This window comes from Agrobacterium radiobacter (assembly GCF_040801995.1).
Lineage (GTDB): Bacteria > Pseudomonadota > Alphaproteobacteria > Rhizobiales > Rhizobiaceae > Agrobacterium > Agrobacterium radiobacter.
Map to the genome: position 1 here is coordinate 11801 of NZ_JBEGHX010000001.1, position 15486 is coordinate 27286.

The window sequence follows — 15486 nt, forward strand, 5'->3', positions numbered from 1 at the left end:
CTGGAGAGGTGCAAGGGAAATGCGAATTTTATCGTAATTCTGGTTTCCTTATTGTTTCCTTGCGGCTTCGCGTTAGAAGAACCATATGGCCTGAAACGCAAAAGCGCATGACAGAGGTTTCTATGGACAATATGGCGATAGCGGATCGCAGGCGGTTGCGCCGCAAGCTGACTTTCTGGCGGATTGCCGCCGTTCTCCTGCTCGTCGCCGGCGCTTTCGGTCTTTACCGGTTTTTATGGGATGGACCGCAGCAAAGTGCGAAGCCCCATATTGCCCGCGTGGAGGTCTCCGGCCTGATCACCGACAATACCGAACTTCTCGAGCGGCTCGACAAGATCGCCAAGAGCGACAATGTCAAAGGGTTGATCGTGTCGATTTCCTCGCCAGGCGGCACCACCTATGGCGGTGAGCGCATCTTCAAGGCCATTCGAGGCGTGGCGGAAAAGAAGCCGGTTGTCTCGGATGTGCGCACGCTCGCCGCTTCCGCAGGTTACATGATCGCGTCCGCGGGTGATGTCATCGTTGCCGGCGAAACCTCGATCACCGGCTCGATCGGCGTGATCTTCCAGTATCCCCAGCTTGGCCAGCTGATGGAAAAGCTCGGCGTTTCGTTGCAGGAAATCAAGTCGTCGCCGATGAAGGCGGAGCCTTCGCCGTTCCACGAGGCGCCGGAAGAGGCAAAGTCGATGATCCGCGCCATGGTGATGGACAGCTATGGCTGGTTTGTCGACCTTGTGGCTGATCGCCGCAAGCTGCCGCGCGAAGACGTGCTGACACTGGCGGATGGATCGATTTTCACCGGCAGACAGGCGCTCGCCAACAAGCTGGTCGATACGCTGGGCGGCGAAAAGGAAATTCGCAGCTATTTCGAAACACGCGGTGTTGCCAAGGATTTGCCGATCGTCGAATGGCGCGCGCCATCGTCCCGTTCGCCTTTTTCGCTTTTCAGTGTTGCGCAAATAGCGAAGTTTCTGGGATATGACGATTTAATTCCCTTCGCAGGCCCCGGCCAGCTCGGTGCGGACAAGTTGTTTCTTGACGGTCTTGTTTCCGTTTGGCAGGTTGAGCCGCGTTAAAAATCCAATTCTTTCAGGGGGCAACCGTGATCAAGTCTGAACTGGTGCAGATCGTTGCTGCGCGTAACCCGCACCTTTATCACCGTGACGTGGAAAACATCGTCAATGCGGTGCTGGATGAAATCACCGACGCCCTGGCGGCAGGAAATCGTGTCGAGCTTCGTGGTTTCGGCGCATTTTCGGTGAAAAACCGTCCTTCGCGTTCCGGCCGGAACCCGCGCACGGGTGAGTCGGTTTTCGTCGAGGAAAAATGGGTGCCTTTCTTCAAGACGGGCAAGGAACTGCGTGAGCGCCTGAACCCCGGTATGGGCGACGAAGAGGACGATTGATCGTCCCTGCCGCCTGGCGACTGAAAAGGAGCCGGTGGAACGCCCGCTGCGATGGAGTATTGTCGGATGTCGAAAAAAATCATCAATCTCATCATCCTGCTTCCGCTGGCGGTCATCCTCGTCATTCTGTGCGTGGCCAACCGCCAGTCCGTGACGCTGGCGCTCAATCCGTTCCGGCCGGAAGACGACGTTCTTTCCTTCACCGCGCCGTTTTTCGTCTTCCTGTTCCTGGCGGTGATTTTCGGCGTGCTGCTGGGATCGGCGGCCACCTGGTTTGCGCAGGGCAAACATCGCAAGCGTGCCCGTATCGAAGCCAAGGAGGCTGTGCGCTGGCATGATGAGGCGAACCGCCAGAAGGCGGCCGCCGCCGGACAGCTGCCGCAGGCGGGCCAACTCCCGGCAAAGTGATGGCGCCGACATTCGTTCCGGCTCTAGGCGAGCGGCGCGTGGAATGCTATTTGCTGGCGCAATAAGACGCGGGCAAAAGCGGAAAGATTTCCATTGAAGAAAAAAGACAGCCGGCCGGGCAATCGTGTGCGAGCCGGGAACGAGAAAAAACAGGTTCATGCCGCAAAGCCGGCGCGTCGCGCGGATGCCGCGCCGAAAAAGCGCGAGCCGGATGCCGTGCGCAGCGTGCAGAAGGCCGCGCCGAAGGAAAAACCCGTCGTAGCGACCGCCGTTGAACAGGTCCCTGCGCGCGCACTTATGCAGCGCACCGGGGCGCTTCCCGCGGAACAGGTTCCGGTCATTCTGGAATCGAGCGGCGCGGGTGATTTTCATCTGATCGATAGCGGCAACGGCCTGAAGCTTGAACAATATGGCGATTACCGCATCGTCCGTCCCGAAGCGCAGGCTCTCTGGAAGCCTTCGATCCCGGACCGCGTATGGCAGAATGCGGATGCCGTCTTTACCGGCGATACCGATGAGGACGGCATGGGCCGCTGGCGCTTTCCGAAGGAAGCGCTCGGCGAGACATGGCCGTTGTCCTTGCTCGGGGTCGAATTTCTCGGCCGCTTCACGGCCTTCCGGCATGTTGGCGTCTTTCCCGAACAGATCGTGCATTGGGAATGGCTGAAACATGCCGTCGAAACGGCCGACCGGCCGCTGAAAGTGCTGAACCTCTTCGGTTACACCGGCGTCGCCTCGCTGGTTGCGGCCGCAGCGGGCGCGGAAGTGACCCATGTCGACGCCTCCAAGAAAGCGATTGGCTGGGCGAAGGAGAACCAGGCGCTTGCCGGGCTCGAACAGGCACCGATCCGCTGGATTTGCGAAGACGCCATGAAGTTCATCCAGCGTGAGGAGCGCCGCGGCAACAACTACGATATCATCCTCACCGACCCGCCGAAATTCGGCCGCGGCACCCATGGTGAAGTCTGGCAATTGTTCGACCATCTGCCGCTGATGCTGGATATCTGCCGCGAAATCCTCTCGCCCAAGGCGCTCGGCCTTGTGCTGACGGCCTATTCGATCCGGGCGAGCTTCTATTCGATGCATGAACTGATGCGCGAAACCATGCGCGGCGCCGGTGGCGTCGTCGCGTCAGGCGAGCTTGTCATTCGTGAAGCCGGGCTCGACGGCAAGACGCCGGGCCGCGTGCTTTCCACATCGCTGTTCAGCCGCTGGGAGCCGAAATGATGAAGGATATGCGTGAAAACACCGCGCGCCGGGTTGGCCAGGTCAAGGAAGTGACCAGCCTTGCCAATCCCATCATCAAGGATATCAAGGCACTCACCCAGAAAAAGGGCAGGGAAGAGACCGGCACCTTCATGGCTGAAGGCCTGAAGCTGGTCATCGACGCGCTCGAACTCGGCTGGACGATCAAGACGCTGGTTTATGCCAAGGCCGCCAAGGGCAAGCCGCTGGTGGAGCAGGCGGCGGTGAAGACGGTCGCCACGGGCGGGCTGGTGCTCGAAGTCAGCGAAAAGGTCATCGCCTCTATCACCCGCCGCGATAATCCGCAGATGGTTGTCGGCATTTTCGAACAGAAATGGAAGCCGCTGAAGGATATCCGCCCGGAAAAGGGCGAAACCTATATCGCGCTCGACCGGGTGCGTGATCCCGGCAATCTCGGCACCATTATCCGCACGGCGGATGCGGCGGGCGCTTCAGGCGTCATTCTCGTGGGTGATTGCACGGATCCGTTTTCGCTGGAAACGGTGCGCGCCACCATGGGTTCGGTCTTCGCCACGCCCGTTGCCCGCGCTTCGGTCGAAGAATTCCTGTCCTGGAAAAAATCGGCGCAGGTCAGCGTCGTCGCCACCCATCTGGCGGGTTCGGTTGATTATCGAAAGATCGATTATGCCGGCAAGCCGGTCGTGATCTTAATGGGTAACGAACAATCCGGCCTGCCGCCGGAACTCGCCGGGAAGGCCGACCAGCTGGCGCGCATTCCCCAACAGGGCCGCGCCGACAGCCTCAATCTCGCCATCGCAACCGCCGTCATGCTGTTTGAAGCACGGCGGCATCTCCTCGAACTCGCACCGGTGACGTAATGGCCAAAGCGGCATTGTTCTCGAAATTCGGTCCGGCCTTTGCGCTGATCGTTGCCGCACTGGTGCTGGACCAGATCGTCAAGCAGCTGGTCGAAGCCTATCTGCCGCTGCAGGAGATGGTTCCGGTTGCTCCATTCCTGGCGCTTTACCGCACCTACAATCTCGGCGTGGCCTTTTCGATGCTGGAGGATATGCACGGCTGGTTCATCGTCAGCATGCGGCTCGTCATCGTGGTCTTCGTTCTGTGGCTGTGGCGCAAGACGGCGGCGGACCGCACCTTTGCCCATCTTGGTTTCGCCTTCATCATCGCAGGTGCTGCCGGCAATCTTCTCGACCGCTTTTTCTACGGTCACGTCATCGACTATATCCTGTTTTACACGCAGACATGGTCCTTCGCGGTTTTCAATCTGGCCGACAGTTTCATAACCATCGGCGCAGCCTGCGTCATTCTCGACGAGTTTTTGCACGCCCGGGCGGCTAAAAAGTAAAATTTTAAGGTTTCAGCCAAACATATCAAAACCGCTGCCGTGGTAGCGGTTGCCTATGAGCGAACTGGCAAGACTTCGACAGAAAGTTTCAGATGGCCTGGCCGCCACGGCGGCGCAGCCGGCGGATCGTGTCGATACGACAACGCACCATGGGGATGAAGAACATGCGACCGATGCCAGATCGATTGCGCTTTATGTCGCCGTTTCACTATCAGTTGGGGCTTTTTCCGCAGCCCTGATCGCGCTTGCGGTGCCCTATGCGGTTACCGTCGCGCTGGCAACCTTCTTTGGCGCAGTGCTTGTCGGTGTCCTCCTCTACGCGCTCTTCGGCGAATCCTCCCGGCATCCCGGCGCACTGGTTGCAGATTCCGATCTCCGGATGCGGCAAACGCAAAACCGCTCGCTGATTGCCGAAATGCAGGAATTCATGGGCGATATCGTCGTGATCCGCGACATGAACCGGCGCATCGTTGAGGCGAACCGGGTCTTTCGTGAAATGACCGGCTGTGCGGCCCCCGAAGGGCTGAGCTGCGAGGAAATCGGCATCGCTTTCCGCCCGGGTGACAAGGTCCACGCCTATGATGTCGAGATCGCGACCCCGTTCGGTCAGCGCATCTTTTCCTGGCATGATGTCGTGACCCGCGATCTGGCAAGCAGCCGGCTTCTCATCAGCAGTATCGCCAGAGATGTGACCGAAGAGCGGCTTGCGCTCGGTGAGCGGGAAGATGCCCGGTTGCGGGCCGAAAAGGCCGATGCCGAAAAAGCAAGGCTGCTTGCCACCGTAAGCCACGAAATCCGCCTGCCGCTTTCCGGCATGCTCGGCATGAACCATCTTCTGTCGCAGACGAAGCTCAATGAGGAGCAGCGCAATTATCTCGATGGCATGAAGCAGTCCGGCCAGTCGCTGGTGCAGCTTGTCGAGGATCTGCTGGATTATTCGACGATGGAAGCGGGTCGCTTCAGGCTCAATCCGCGCGCGGAAAACCTGCGGCGGATGATCGAGAGCGTCGTTGAGATGCTGGCCCATCGGGCCCATGAAAAAGGCATAGAAATCACCTCCTTCGTTACGCCTGACGTGCCTGATCATCTCGATTTCGATCCGGCAAGGCTGCGTCAGGTCCTCTTCAATCTCCTCGGCAATGCCGTCAAATTCACGCGGGAAGGCGGCGTCGTCATCCGGGCGCGCATGGTCGACAGCGAATTGCACATCACTGTCGAAGATACCGGTCCGGGCATGAGCCAGGCCGAGCAGGCCCGTATTTTCGGTGAATTCGAACAGGCAGGCCCGCTGTCGCAGCGAAGCGCAGGCACAGGTCTCGGCCTTGCGATTTCCGCCCGTATCGTGCGGGAATTCGGCGGCAGCCTCACGGTTTCCAGCCGAAAGGGCAAGGGCAGCACTTTCAAACTGACGTTCCGGCCGGGCGGCGCACCCGCCGAAATGGCGGATCCCGGACGGCGTCATTGCCTGCGGCATACAAATGTCCTGCTCATCGCGCCAAAGGGCGTGGCGGCGGCGGTGACGATGGAGGCTATCGAAGCCTTCGGCGGTCAATGTACTCTCATCCACCAGTCTGAAGATCTTGAAAAGCTGCGGAAGGAGTCTGCCACCCGGGCGGATGATCTCACCGATATCATTGTCGACCGACGCATTTCGGCGCTGTTCAGGGACGCGCTCAAGGATTGGCCGCAACAGAATGTTCGCCGCACGCTGCTGGTCAGCCCGGAAGAACGGCCGTCGACGATGCATGTTTCCTTCGATGCCTGGTTGATCCGGCCGCTGCGCGAAAAATCGCTGATCGACGTCCTGTGCGGCCGTCTGCGCGGCATAGAGCGACGGGACGCGATCAACGACAACCATCCGGATGTGGGATTTTCGGCGCGGGTGGCGGAGGGTGCGAGCGGTATCGAGATACTCGTGGCCGAAGACGATGCCGTCAATCAGCGCATCGTCCGCGCCGTTCTGGAGAAAACCGGTTTTATCGTCCGTGTTGTCGAGAACTTTGAGGCGTTGCGGCAATCGTTGGAGCCAGGCGCATCCCGTTTGCCTGACCTCATCGTCTCCGATCTCAACATGCCGGGCGGCGAGGGGCTGGACGTGCTTCCCGACCTGCTCCATACGCTGAAGGGGGAAAGGAATATTCCCGTCATCGTGCTCAGCGGAGATACGAGTGACGCGACCGCCGAAATCCTGCTGAAGGCCGGTGCCGGCGCAGTTTTGACCAAGCCTGCCGACCCGCGACGGCTGGTAGAGGAAATCCGTCGGCTGCTCGAGGCGAAACGCCTGTTGCCATCATAACTTGACAGACTCGCGCTGGTGACATTTTGTCACTATTCTGTCGTCAATTAGTGATTTATGACAGGAAAATTCTTTGGTGGCGGAGCGATTCCCCATGGTTGCCGAAATCCTCAATCACGACATTTGTGAAAGCAATGTTGTCATTAGTCCTCGTCCCGAGACAGCTCAGGACAATGAGGGTCTTTTCGGTCGTATAGGCACGCTGGAAACACGGCTCGCCAGAAATGAACGCGAAATTGATGCCGCGCAATCCGTGCGTTACCGGGTTTTCGTCGAGGAAATGAAGGCGCGCCTTCCCGCAGATGCGATGCGCCGCAAGCGCGACATCGATGCCTGGGACAGCGTCTGCGATCATCTGCTGGTGCTCGACAAGGCGATCGAAGGCGACAGCGAAGACCAGATCGTCGGCACCTATCGTTTGCTGCGGCAGGAAACGGCGCTCGCCAATAACGGCTTCTATTCCGCAAGCGAGTTCGACATTGCCGGGCTCGTTGCGCGCCATCCGGGCAAGCGCTTCATGGAGCTTGGCCGCTCCTGCGTGCTGCCGGAATATCGCACCAAGCGTACCGTCGAGCTTCTTTGGCAGGGCAACTGGGCCTATGCCGTGAAACACCGCATGGATGCCATGATCGGCTGCGCTTCCTTCCCCGGCGTGCAGCCGGAGGCCCATGCGCTTGCCTTGTCCTTCCTGCATCATAATTGCGTGGCCAAGGGCGAGTGGGCAGCTTCCGCCCTTCCCGAGCTTTATCATGAGATGGACCTCGTGCCGGCCGAGGCGCTCAACGCCCGCAAGGCGCTGAACGCCATGCCGCCGCTGATCAAGGGCTATATGCGTCTTGGCGCCATGTTCGGCTCCGGCGCGGTTGTTGACCATGCCTTCAACACGACGGACGTTCTCGTGGTCCTGCCGGTATCGTCCATCGCCGGCCGCTACATCAGCTATTATGGCGGTGAGACCGAGCGCATCAACGGCTGACCGGTTTTTGATCGGAACCTTTCGGGATGTTCCTGTGGGCAGCTGTTCGGTGCGTGTTGTGCAGGGGCGGGCATTGCCGCTAGTGTCGGCGCTCCTTTTCCGCAACACGATATGACATCGGCAGGCCATTGACGGACGTTCTGACAACCGCTTCCCTGATCTCGGAAGAGAGCCGCGCGACGGCCACTCCGATGATGGAGCAATATATCGAGATCAAGGCGAACAATCCCGGTTCGCTGCTGTTCTACCGCATGGGCGATTTTTACGAATTGTTCTTTGACGATGCGGTCGAAGCCTCCCGTTCGCTCGGCATCACGCTGACGAAACGCGGCCAGCACATGGGGCACGATATTCCCATGTGCGGCGTTCCCGTCCATGCGGCGGATGACTACCTGCAGAAGCTCATCCTGCGCGGCTATCGCGTCGCCGTCTGCGAACAGGTGGAAGACCCGGCCGAGGCGAAGAAGCGCGGATCGAAATCCGTGGTCAAACGTGATGTCGTGCGGCTCGTCACCCCCGGCACGCTGACCGAAGAAAAACTGCTGTCGCCGACGGAATCCAACTATCTGATGGCGCTCGCCCGTATTCGCGGCAGTGCCGAGGCGCAGTTTGCACTCGCCTGGATCGATATTTCCACCGGCGTCTTCCGTCTGGCGGAAACCACGCTGACGAGGCTTCTCGCCGATATCTGGCGCATTGATCCGCGGGAGTTGATTGTCGCCGACAGCCTGTTCCATGACGAGGAATTGCGACCGGTGTTTGATGTGCTCGGTCGTGTGGTGGTGCCGCAACCGGCGATTCTTTTCGACAGCGCTACTGCGGAAGGGCGCATCGCCCGTTATTTCAACGTCTCGACGCTCGATGGTTTCGGCACGTTTTCGCGGGTGGAAATGGCCGCTGCCGCTGCGGCCGTCGCTTATGTCGAAAAAACCCAGATCGCCGAACGTCCGCCGCTTGGCGCGCCGGAGCGTGAAAGTGCGGCCTCCACCCTTTTCATCGATCCCGCCACCCGCGCCAATCTGGAACTGGTGAAGACGCTGTCGGGCGAAAGGGACGGATCGCTGCTGCATGCGCTTAACCGTACCGTCACGGGCGGCGGCGCACGGCTTCTGGCCGAGCGGCTGATGTCACCCTTGACAGATCCGGAGAAGATCAATGCCCGCCTCGATGCGGTGGCCTATCTCATCGATGACGTGTCGCTCAGCGATGGCCTGCGCGATGCGCTGAAACAGGTTGCGGATATGCCGCGTGCGCTTTCGCGCCTTGCGCTGGAGCGCGGCGGCCCGCGCGATCTCGGCGCCATCAGGCAGGGGCTGGCTTCGGCCGAAAGGATAGCCGCGATTCTCGATCAGGGATTGTTGCCGGATGAGCTGGCGACGGCGCTCGCGGATTTGAAAGCGCTGCCGAGTGGGCTGGAAGCCATGCTTGGCTCGATGCTGGCCGACGACCTGCCGCTTTTGAAGCGGGACGGCGGTTTCCTGCGCGATGGTGCCAATCCCGAACTGGATGAGGTGCGGGCGCTGCGCGACCAGTCGCGCCGTGTGATTGCCGGGCTGCAGCTGAAATATGCCGATGAGACCGGCATCAAGTCGCTCAAGATCAAGCACAACAATGTGCTTGGCTACTTCATCGAGGTCACGGCCGGCAACGCAGATGTGATGATGGCGACGGATGAGGCCAAGGCGCGCTTCATCCACCGTCAGACCATGGCAGGCGCCATGCGCTTCACCACCACCGAGCTTGCCGATCTTGAAAGCCGCATCGCCAACGCCGCAGCGCAGGCTCTGACCATGGAGCTGGAAGCCTTCGCGCGCATGGTCGAGGCTGTGGTGCAGCAGGCGGAAGCGATCAAGGCCGGTGCTTTCGCGCTCGCGACTATCGACGTCGCCTCAAGCCTTGCTTATCTCGCAACCGAACAGGCCTATTGCCGTCCGATCGTCGATGCCTCCATGACCTTCGCGATCAAGGGCGGGCGTCATCCGGTGGTGGAGCAGGCATTACGGCGGCAGTCGGCTGGACCGTTCATCGCCAACAATTGCGATCTGTCGGCCGTGAACGGCGGCAAGAATGGTGCGATCTGGCTGCTCACCGGCCCGAACATGGGCGGTAAATCGACCTTCCTGCGCCAGAATGCGCTGATCACCATCCTCGCGCAGATCGGCTCCTTCGTTCCGGCGGAGGCCGCCCATATCGGCGTCGTCGACCGGCTGTTTTCCCGCGTTGGTGCGTCAGACGATCTGGCGCGCGGCCGCTCGACCTTCATGGTGGAAATGGTGGAGACCGCCGCCATTCTCAATCAGGCGACGGATCGTTCTCTGGTCATTCTGGATGAAATCGGCCGTGGCACGGCGACCTTCGATGGACTCTCGATCGCCTGGGCGGCGGTGGAACATCTGCACGAGGTCAATCGTTGCCGTGGCCTCTTCGCCACCCATTTCCACGAGCTGACGGTGCTGTCGGAAAAGCTCGGCCGCCTTTCCAATGCCACGATGCGGGTGAAGGAGTGGGAAGGTGATGTCATCTTCCTGCACGAAGTCGGGCCGGGCGCTGCGGATCGTTCCTACGGTATTCAGGTGGCGCGGCTTGCGGGACTGCCGGCATCGGTGGTGGAGCGCGCCCGCGAGGTGCTGACGAAGCTCGAAGATGCCGACCGCAAGAACCCGGCCAGCCAGCTGATCGATGATCTGCCGCTGTTCCAGATCGCGGTTCGCCGCGAGGAAACCCGCAAGGCCGGATCATCGAAGGTGGAGGAGGCTCTGAAGGGCTTCAACCCCGACGAAATGACGCCGCGAGAGGCATTGGACGCGCTCTATGCGTTGAAGAAAGAACTTGGCAAGGCGTAAGGGATAGATTGCCTGTCCATCGCCTTTAAAACTCGCTATAGGACACTCCCATCGCAAGCGGTGGGATTATCCCACAGGACATGGATACCGGCATAGATGGCCATCAAGGACCTGGATTTTTCCGACATTCTCGATGTATCGGCGCTGAAGCGCGAATGCGACATCATCTTTAAGGAAGACGGCAAACGCACCGCCGATATCAGGTCCGACCTGTTGCCGATTTTCCGCAAGGCCAGCGCGGAAGGCCGGGAAAAGGCTAGAGAACTGCTGAAGGCCGATGGCAGCGGCATTGATTGCGCCCGGCGCATCTCCTGGCTTCAGGACCGATTGATCGAAATCCTCTATGATCTCGCCTGCCAATATGTCTATCCCAAGGATGCGCCGCAGATCGCGGTCGCGGCAGTCGGCGGTTACGGTCGCGGCACGCTGGCGCCTGGATCGGACATCGATCTCCTGTTCCTGCTGCCGGCCAAGAACACGCCTGACATGCACAAGGCCGTGGAGTTTGTGCTCTATCTCCTCTGGGACCTCGGCTTTAAGGTCGGCCACGCCACCCGCACGGTGGATGAATGCATCCGCCTGTCCAAATCCGACATGACCATTCGCACCGCCATTCTGGAAGTGCGGGCGATTTGCGGCAAGAAATCCCTGACCGATGATCTCGAAAAGCGTTTCGAGTCGGAAGTCGTCACCGGCACCGGCCCGGAATTCATCGCCGCCAAGCTCGCCGAGCGTGACCAGCGCCACCGCAAGGCGGGCGATACGCGTTATCTGGTGGAACCGAACGTCAAGGAAGGCAAGGGTGGGTTGCGCGACCTGCACACGCTGTTCTGGATCGCCAAATATTATTACCACGTCCGCGATACGGCCGATCTGGTCAAGCTTGGCGTCCTGTCACGGCCGGAACTCCGGCTGTTCGAAAAGGCCGATGATTTTCTCTGGGCTGTCCGTTGCCAGATGCACTTCATCACCGGCAAGGCGGAAGAGCGCCTTTCTTTCGACATTCAGCGCGAAATCGCCGATGCGCTGGGTTACCAGCCGCGCCCGGGCCTTTCCGCCGTCGAGCGTTTCATGAAGCACTATTTCCTCGTGGCGAAAGATGTGGGCGACCTGACCCGCATTGTCTGCGCAGCACTTGAGGATCGCCAGGCGAAAGACGTGCCGGGCCTTTCCGGCGTTCTCAGCCGCTTCGCCCATCGTGTGCGCAAGATTCCCGGCTCGGTGGAATTTGTCGAGGACCGGGGGCGCATTGCGCTCGCCAAGCCTGATGTTTTCAAGAACGACCCGGTCAATCTGATCCGGCTCTTCCACATCGCCGATATCAATAATCTCGAACTGCACCCGGATGCGTTGCGCGTCGTCACCCGCTCGCTGTCGCTCATCAATGATGAGCTTCGCGAAAGCGAGGAGGCGAACCGGCTTTTCCTGTCGATCCTTACCTCGCGACGCGATCCGGCGCTGACGCTGCGGCGCATGAACGAGGCCGGCGTGCTCGGCAAGTTCATCCCCGAATTCGGCAAGATCGTCGCGATGATGCAGTTCAACATGTATCATCACTATACGGTGGACGAGCATCTGATCCGCTCCGTCGGCGTGTTGTCGGAAGTGGACAAGGGAACGGCTGTCGACGCCCACCCGCTCGCCAACCAGCTGATGCCGAGCGTGGAGGAACGCGAGGCGCTTTATGTGGCCGTGCTGCTGCACGATGTCGCCAAGGGCCGGCAGGAGGATCACTCGATTGCTGGCGCGCGCGTGGCCCGCAAGCTTTGCCAGCGCTTCCGGCTGACCGGCAAGCAGACCGAAATGGTCGTCTGGCTGATCGAGCAGCATCTTCTGATGTCCATGGTCGCCCAGACGCGCGACCTGCATGACCGCAAGACCATCACCGATTTCGCCGACAAGGTGCAGTCCATGGAGCGGCTGAAGATGCTGCTCATCCTAACGGTCTGCGATATTCGCGCTGTTGGTCCAGGGGTCTGGAACGGCTGGAAGGGGCAGCTGCTGCGCTCGCTCTATTATGAGACCGAGTTGCTTCTGTCAGGCGGCTTCTCGGAAGTCTCCCGCAAGGAACGCGCGCAGATCGCCCGGCAGGCGCTTTACGACGCCCTTGACGACTGGGGCCAGAAGGCGCGGCGCAAATACACCAAGCTGCATTACGAGCCCTATCTGCTGACGGTGGCGCTGGAAGACCAGGTGCGACACACCCGCTTCATCCGCGAGGCCGACAAGCAGGAAAAGGCGCTGTCGACCATGGTGCGCACCCATTCCTTCCATGCCATCACGGAAATCACCGTACTGGCGCCGGACCATCCGCGCCTGCTTTCGATCATCACCGGTGCCTGTGCGGCGGCTGGCGCCAATATCGCGGATGCGCAGATTTTCACCACCTCCGACGGGCGGGCGCTGGATACGATCCTGATCAATCGCGAATTTCCGATCGACGAGGATGAGACCCGGCGCGGCAACAATGTCGGCAAGCTCATCGAGGAGGTTCTCTCCGGCAAGCAGCGTCTTCCGGAAATGATCGCCACGCGGACCAAGAGCCGCAGGAAGAAAAGCGCTTTCACCATTCCGCCCTCGGTCATCATTTCCAACGGGCTGTCGAACAAGTTCACCGTCATCGAGGTCGAGTGCCTCGACCGGCCGGGACTTCTGGCTGATATGACGGCTGTCATTGCCGATCTGTCGCTCGATATTCACTCCGCCCGCATCACCACCTTCGGCGAAAAGGTCATCGACACCTTTTATGTGACCGATCTCTTCGGCCAGAAGGTGACGAACGACAACCGCCAGGCCAGCATTGCGCAGCGCCTGAAGGCCGTGATGAGCGAACAGGAAGACGAATTGCGTGACCGCATGCCGAACGGCATCATCGCCCATCCAGACGTGGCGGCCCTGCCTGCCGCGCGCACGGCAAAGGCTTGAAGCGCCCATGAGTCTGATCGGCAAGTTCGCCACCGTCGGCACCGCCACGCTCGGCAGCCGCATCTTCGGTTTCCTCCGCGAAACCCTGATGGCCGCCGCCGTCGGCACAGGCCCCGTGGCCGATGCCTTCAACGCCGCCTTTCGTTTTCCGAACACCTTCCGGCGACTTTTTGCCGAAGGCGCGTTCAATTCGGCCTTCGTGCCGCTTTTCGCCAAGGAAATCGAGGCGAATGGCATGGAGGGCGCAAGGCGCTTTTCCGAGGAGGTCTTCGGTGTTCTCTTCACCGTGCTCCTGGCGCTGACGATCCTGATGGAACTGTCGATGCCGTTCATCGTGCGCACCGTGATTGCACCGGGCTTCCTGGAAGATCCGGTAAAATTCGACAACACCGTCCGGCTCGCGACCATCATGTTCCCCTATCTCGCCTGCATGTCTCTGGCGGCGATGATGGGCGGCATGCTGAACTCGCTGCACCGTTATTTTGCGGCCGCGATCGCGCCTGTGTTCCTCAACATCATCCTCATCGGCGTTCTCGCTCTGGCGTGGTGGAAGAATTACGATCCTCTGCAGGTGGGTTACGCCCTGTCCTGGGGTGTTATGGTGGCAGGGGTGGTGCAACTTGCCATCGTCTGGATCGCCGTGCGCAATGCCGGCATGCGCATAGGCTTCCGCAGGCCGCGGATGACCAAAAATGTGCAGCGGCTTCTGGTTCTTGCCCTGCCCGCCGCGATCACCGGCGGCATTACCCAGATCAATCTGCTGATCAACACCAATATCGCTTCTGCTGGTGAAGGGGTGATCTCCTCGCTTGCCTATGCGGACCGGATTTACCAGCTGCCGCTCGGCGTCGTCGGCATTGCGGTGGCCACCGTGCTCTTGCCGGAACTGGCGCGGGCTTTGCGCGGCGGCCATATGGTCGAGGCGGGAAGCCTGCAGAACCGCTCGGTGGAATTCGTGCTGTTTCTGACCTTGCCCGCCGCCGCGGCCCTTCTCGTCATGGCGGAGCCCATCGTGCGTTTTCTTTACGAGCGCGGCAACTTCTCGCCCTCGGCCACCATCACCGTTGCGCAAATTCTCGGCATTTACGGTCTGGGCCTGCCGGCTTTCGTTCTGATCAAGGCCTTTATTCCCGGTTTCTTCGCTCGTGAGGATACCCGCACGCCGATGATCTTCGCGGCGATTTCCGTTGTCGTGAATGTCTCGCTGGCGCTGACGCTCTTCCCGCGCCTTGGCGGTCCCGGCATCGCCATTGCAGAAATCACTGCCGGCTGGGTCAATGCCGCTCTGCTGTTCGGCATGTTGTTGTGGCGCGGTCACTGGCATGTGGATATTCCACTGCTGACCCGCATTCCGCGTTTGCTGTTGGCCGCGGCCCTGATGGCCGGTTTCGTGTACTATGCGCTGACCTGGCTGACATTCGAGCTGTCTTCCGCCTCGTCCATTTTCATCCGGGCCGGCACCATCATGGCTCTCGTCTTCGCGGCCATGCTGGTTTATTTCGTGCTGGCTTTCGTTTCGGGTGGGGCCGATATCGGCATGGTGAAGAGAGCCATTCGCAAGCGCGGCAAAAAGAACGTCGAGACGGAGGCGGGCTGATGTCCTTTGCTAAAAACCGCCGCATCGCGCTCACCACGCTTGTCGTGGATGACTACGACCGGGCGAAGGCGTTTTATTGCGACGTTCTCGGGTTTGAATGCCTTTCCGATCAGCCGCTTGGCGACGGCAAACGGTGGCTGGTGGTGAAGCCGCAAGGGACCGAGGGCGGCGCCCTGCTGCTTGCCGAGGCGGATGGCGAGCAGCAAAGGCTTGCCATTGGCAACCAGACGGGTGGGCGCGTCGGGTTTTTCCTGCATACCGACAATTTCCGGCGCGATTACGAGACCATGCTTGCCCGCGGTGTGGGCTTTCTGGAGGAGCCGCGCCATGAGGTTTACGGCTCCGTTGCGGTCTTTGTTGACCCTTACGGAAATCGTTGGGATCTTCTGGAATCGCGCGGCTGACAAGCCCTGAAACCGCTTGATTGCTGGGGGCTGCGGGTGCATAAGCGCGCGTGCAATTCC

The 15486-nt window shown here is 60.3% G+C and carries 12 protein-coding genes; all 12 read left to right on the top strand.

The window, feature by feature from the left end; all coding sequences use genetic code 11:
- Positions 1-122: 122 nt before the first annotated feature.
- The 12 genes from sppA to MRBLRC7O_RS00120 all read left to right on the top strand — a co-directional run bounded on the left by sppA (position 123) and on the right by MRBLRC7O_RS00120 (position 15426).
- Positions 123-1076, top strand: coding sequence for a signal peptide peptidase SppA (gene sppA / locus MRBLRC7O_RS00065; protein WP_003503777.1), 954 nt, complete (start codon positions 123-125; stop codon positions 1074-1076).
- A gap of 2 nt (positions 1077-1078) precedes the next feature.
- On the top strand, positions 1079-1405 hold the full coding sequence (locus MRBLRC7O_RS00070) for an integration host factor subunit beta (RefSeq protein WP_219256707.1): 327 nt from the start codon (positions 1079-1081) through the stop codon (positions 1403-1405).
- Positions 1406-1471: 66 nt separating this feature from the next.
- Positions 1472-1813 (top strand): LapA family protein, encoded by a 342-nt coding sequence (locus tag MRBLRC7O_RS00075; protein WP_003503776.1) that lies wholly within the window; start codon positions 1472-1474, stop codon positions 1811-1813.
- A gap of 93 nt (positions 1814-1906) precedes the next feature.
- On the top strand, positions 1907-3040 hold the full coding sequence (locus MRBLRC7O_RS00080) for a class I SAM-dependent methyltransferase (protein WP_003503775.1): 1134 nt from the start codon (positions 1907-1909) through the stop codon (positions 3038-3040).
- Entirely contained in the window at positions 3037-3897 is an 861-nt protein-coding gene (locus MRBLRC7O_RS00085; RefSeq protein ID WP_020011063.1) for a TrmH family RNA methyltransferase, read from the top strand. The genes MRBLRC7O_RS00080 and MRBLRC7O_RS00085 overlap by 4 nt, the downstream gene beginning before the upstream one ends.
- Positions 3897-4385, top strand: coding sequence for a signal peptidase II (gene lspA / locus MRBLRC7O_RS00090; protein ID WP_003503773.1), 489 nt, complete (start codon positions 3897-3899; stop codon positions 4383-4385). Before MRBLRC7O_RS00085 ends, lspA begins: the two co-directional genes overlap by 1 nt.
- A gap of 55 nt (positions 4386-4440) precedes the next feature.
- A complete protein-coding gene (locus MRBLRC7O_RS00095) occupies positions 4441-6681 on the top strand; it encodes a hybrid sensor histidine kinase/response regulator (RefSeq protein ID WP_080865763.1) in 2241 nt (746 codons plus the stop codon).
- Positions 6682-6775: 94 nt separating this feature from the next.
- Positions 6776-7657 (top strand): l-ornithine N(alpha)-acyltransferase, encoded by an 882-nt coding sequence (olsB, locus tag MRBLRC7O_RS00100; RefSeq protein ID WP_003503769.1) that lies wholly within the window; start codon positions 6776-6778, stop codon positions 7655-7657.
- A 191-nt stretch (positions 7658-7848) separates the two neighbouring features.
- Complete coding sequence (gene mutS, locus MRBLRC7O_RS00105) at positions 7849-10500, top strand: DNA mismatch repair protein MutS (RefSeq protein ID WP_080865764.1); 2652 nt, start codon at positions 7849-7851, stop codon at positions 10498-10500.
- A gap of 96 nt (positions 10501-10596) precedes the next feature.
- On the top strand, positions 10597-13425 hold the full coding sequence (locus tag MRBLRC7O_RS00110) for a [protein-PII] uridylyltransferase (RefSeq protein WP_003503765.1): 2829 nt from the start codon (positions 10597-10599) through the stop codon (positions 13423-13425).
- Positions 13426-13432: 7 nt separating this feature from the next.
- Positions 13433-15022 (top strand): murein biosynthesis integral membrane protein MurJ, encoded by a 1590-nt coding sequence (gene murJ / locus MRBLRC7O_RS00115; protein ID WP_003503764.1) that lies wholly within the window; start codon positions 13433-13435, stop codon positions 15020-15022.
- Positions 15022-15426, top strand: a complete 405-nt coding sequence (locus MRBLRC7O_RS00120) for a VOC family protein (protein WP_003503762.1) — start codon at positions 15022-15024, stop codon at positions 15424-15426. The genes murJ and MRBLRC7O_RS00120 overlap by 1 nt, the downstream gene beginning before the upstream one ends.
- Positions 15427-15486: the final 60 nt, after the last annotated feature.

What these genes read in the sequence shown, in the direction of transcription:
- sppA (WP_003503777.1), top strand. Translation starts at nt 123, where the DNA reads ATGGACAATATGGCGATAGCGGATCGCAGGCGGTTGCGCCGCAAGCTG.
- MRBLRC7O_RS00075 (WP_003503776.1), top strand. Translation starts at nt 1,472, where the DNA reads ATGTCGAAAAAAATCATCAATCTCATCATCCTGCTTCCGCTGGCGGTC.
- MRBLRC7O_RS00085 (WP_020011063.1), top strand. Translation starts at nt 3,037, where the DNA reads ATGATGAAGGATATGCGTGAAAACACCGCGCGCCGGGTTGGCCAGGTC.
- lspA (WP_003503773.1), top strand. Translation starts at nt 3,897, where the DNA reads ATGGCCAAAGCGGCATTGTTCTCGAAATTCGGTCCGGCCTTTGCGCTG.
- MRBLRC7O_RS00095 (WP_080865763.1), top strand. Translation starts at nt 4,441, where the DNA reads ATGAGCGAACTGGCAAGACTTCGACAGAAAGTTTCAGATGGCCTGGCC.
- olsB (WP_003503769.1), top strand. Translation starts at nt 6,776, where the DNA reads ATGGTTGCCGAAATCCTCAATCACGACATTTGTGAAAGCAATGTTGTC.
- mutS (WP_080865764.1), top strand. Translation starts at nt 7,849, where the DNA reads ATGATGGAGCAATATATCGAGATCAAGGCGAACAATCCCGGTTCGCTG.
- MRBLRC7O_RS00110 (WP_003503765.1), top strand. Translation starts at nt 10,597, where the DNA reads ATGGCCATCAAGGACCTGGATTTTTCCGACATTCTCGATGTATCGGCG.
- murJ (WP_003503764.1), top strand. Translation starts at nt 13,433, where the DNA reads ATGAGTCTGATCGGCAAGTTCGCCACCGTCGGCACCGCCACGCTCGGC.
- MRBLRC7O_RS00120 (WP_003503762.1), top strand. Translation starts at nt 15,022, where the DNA reads ATGTCCTTTGCTAAAAACCGCCGCATCGCGCTCACCACGCTTGTCGTG.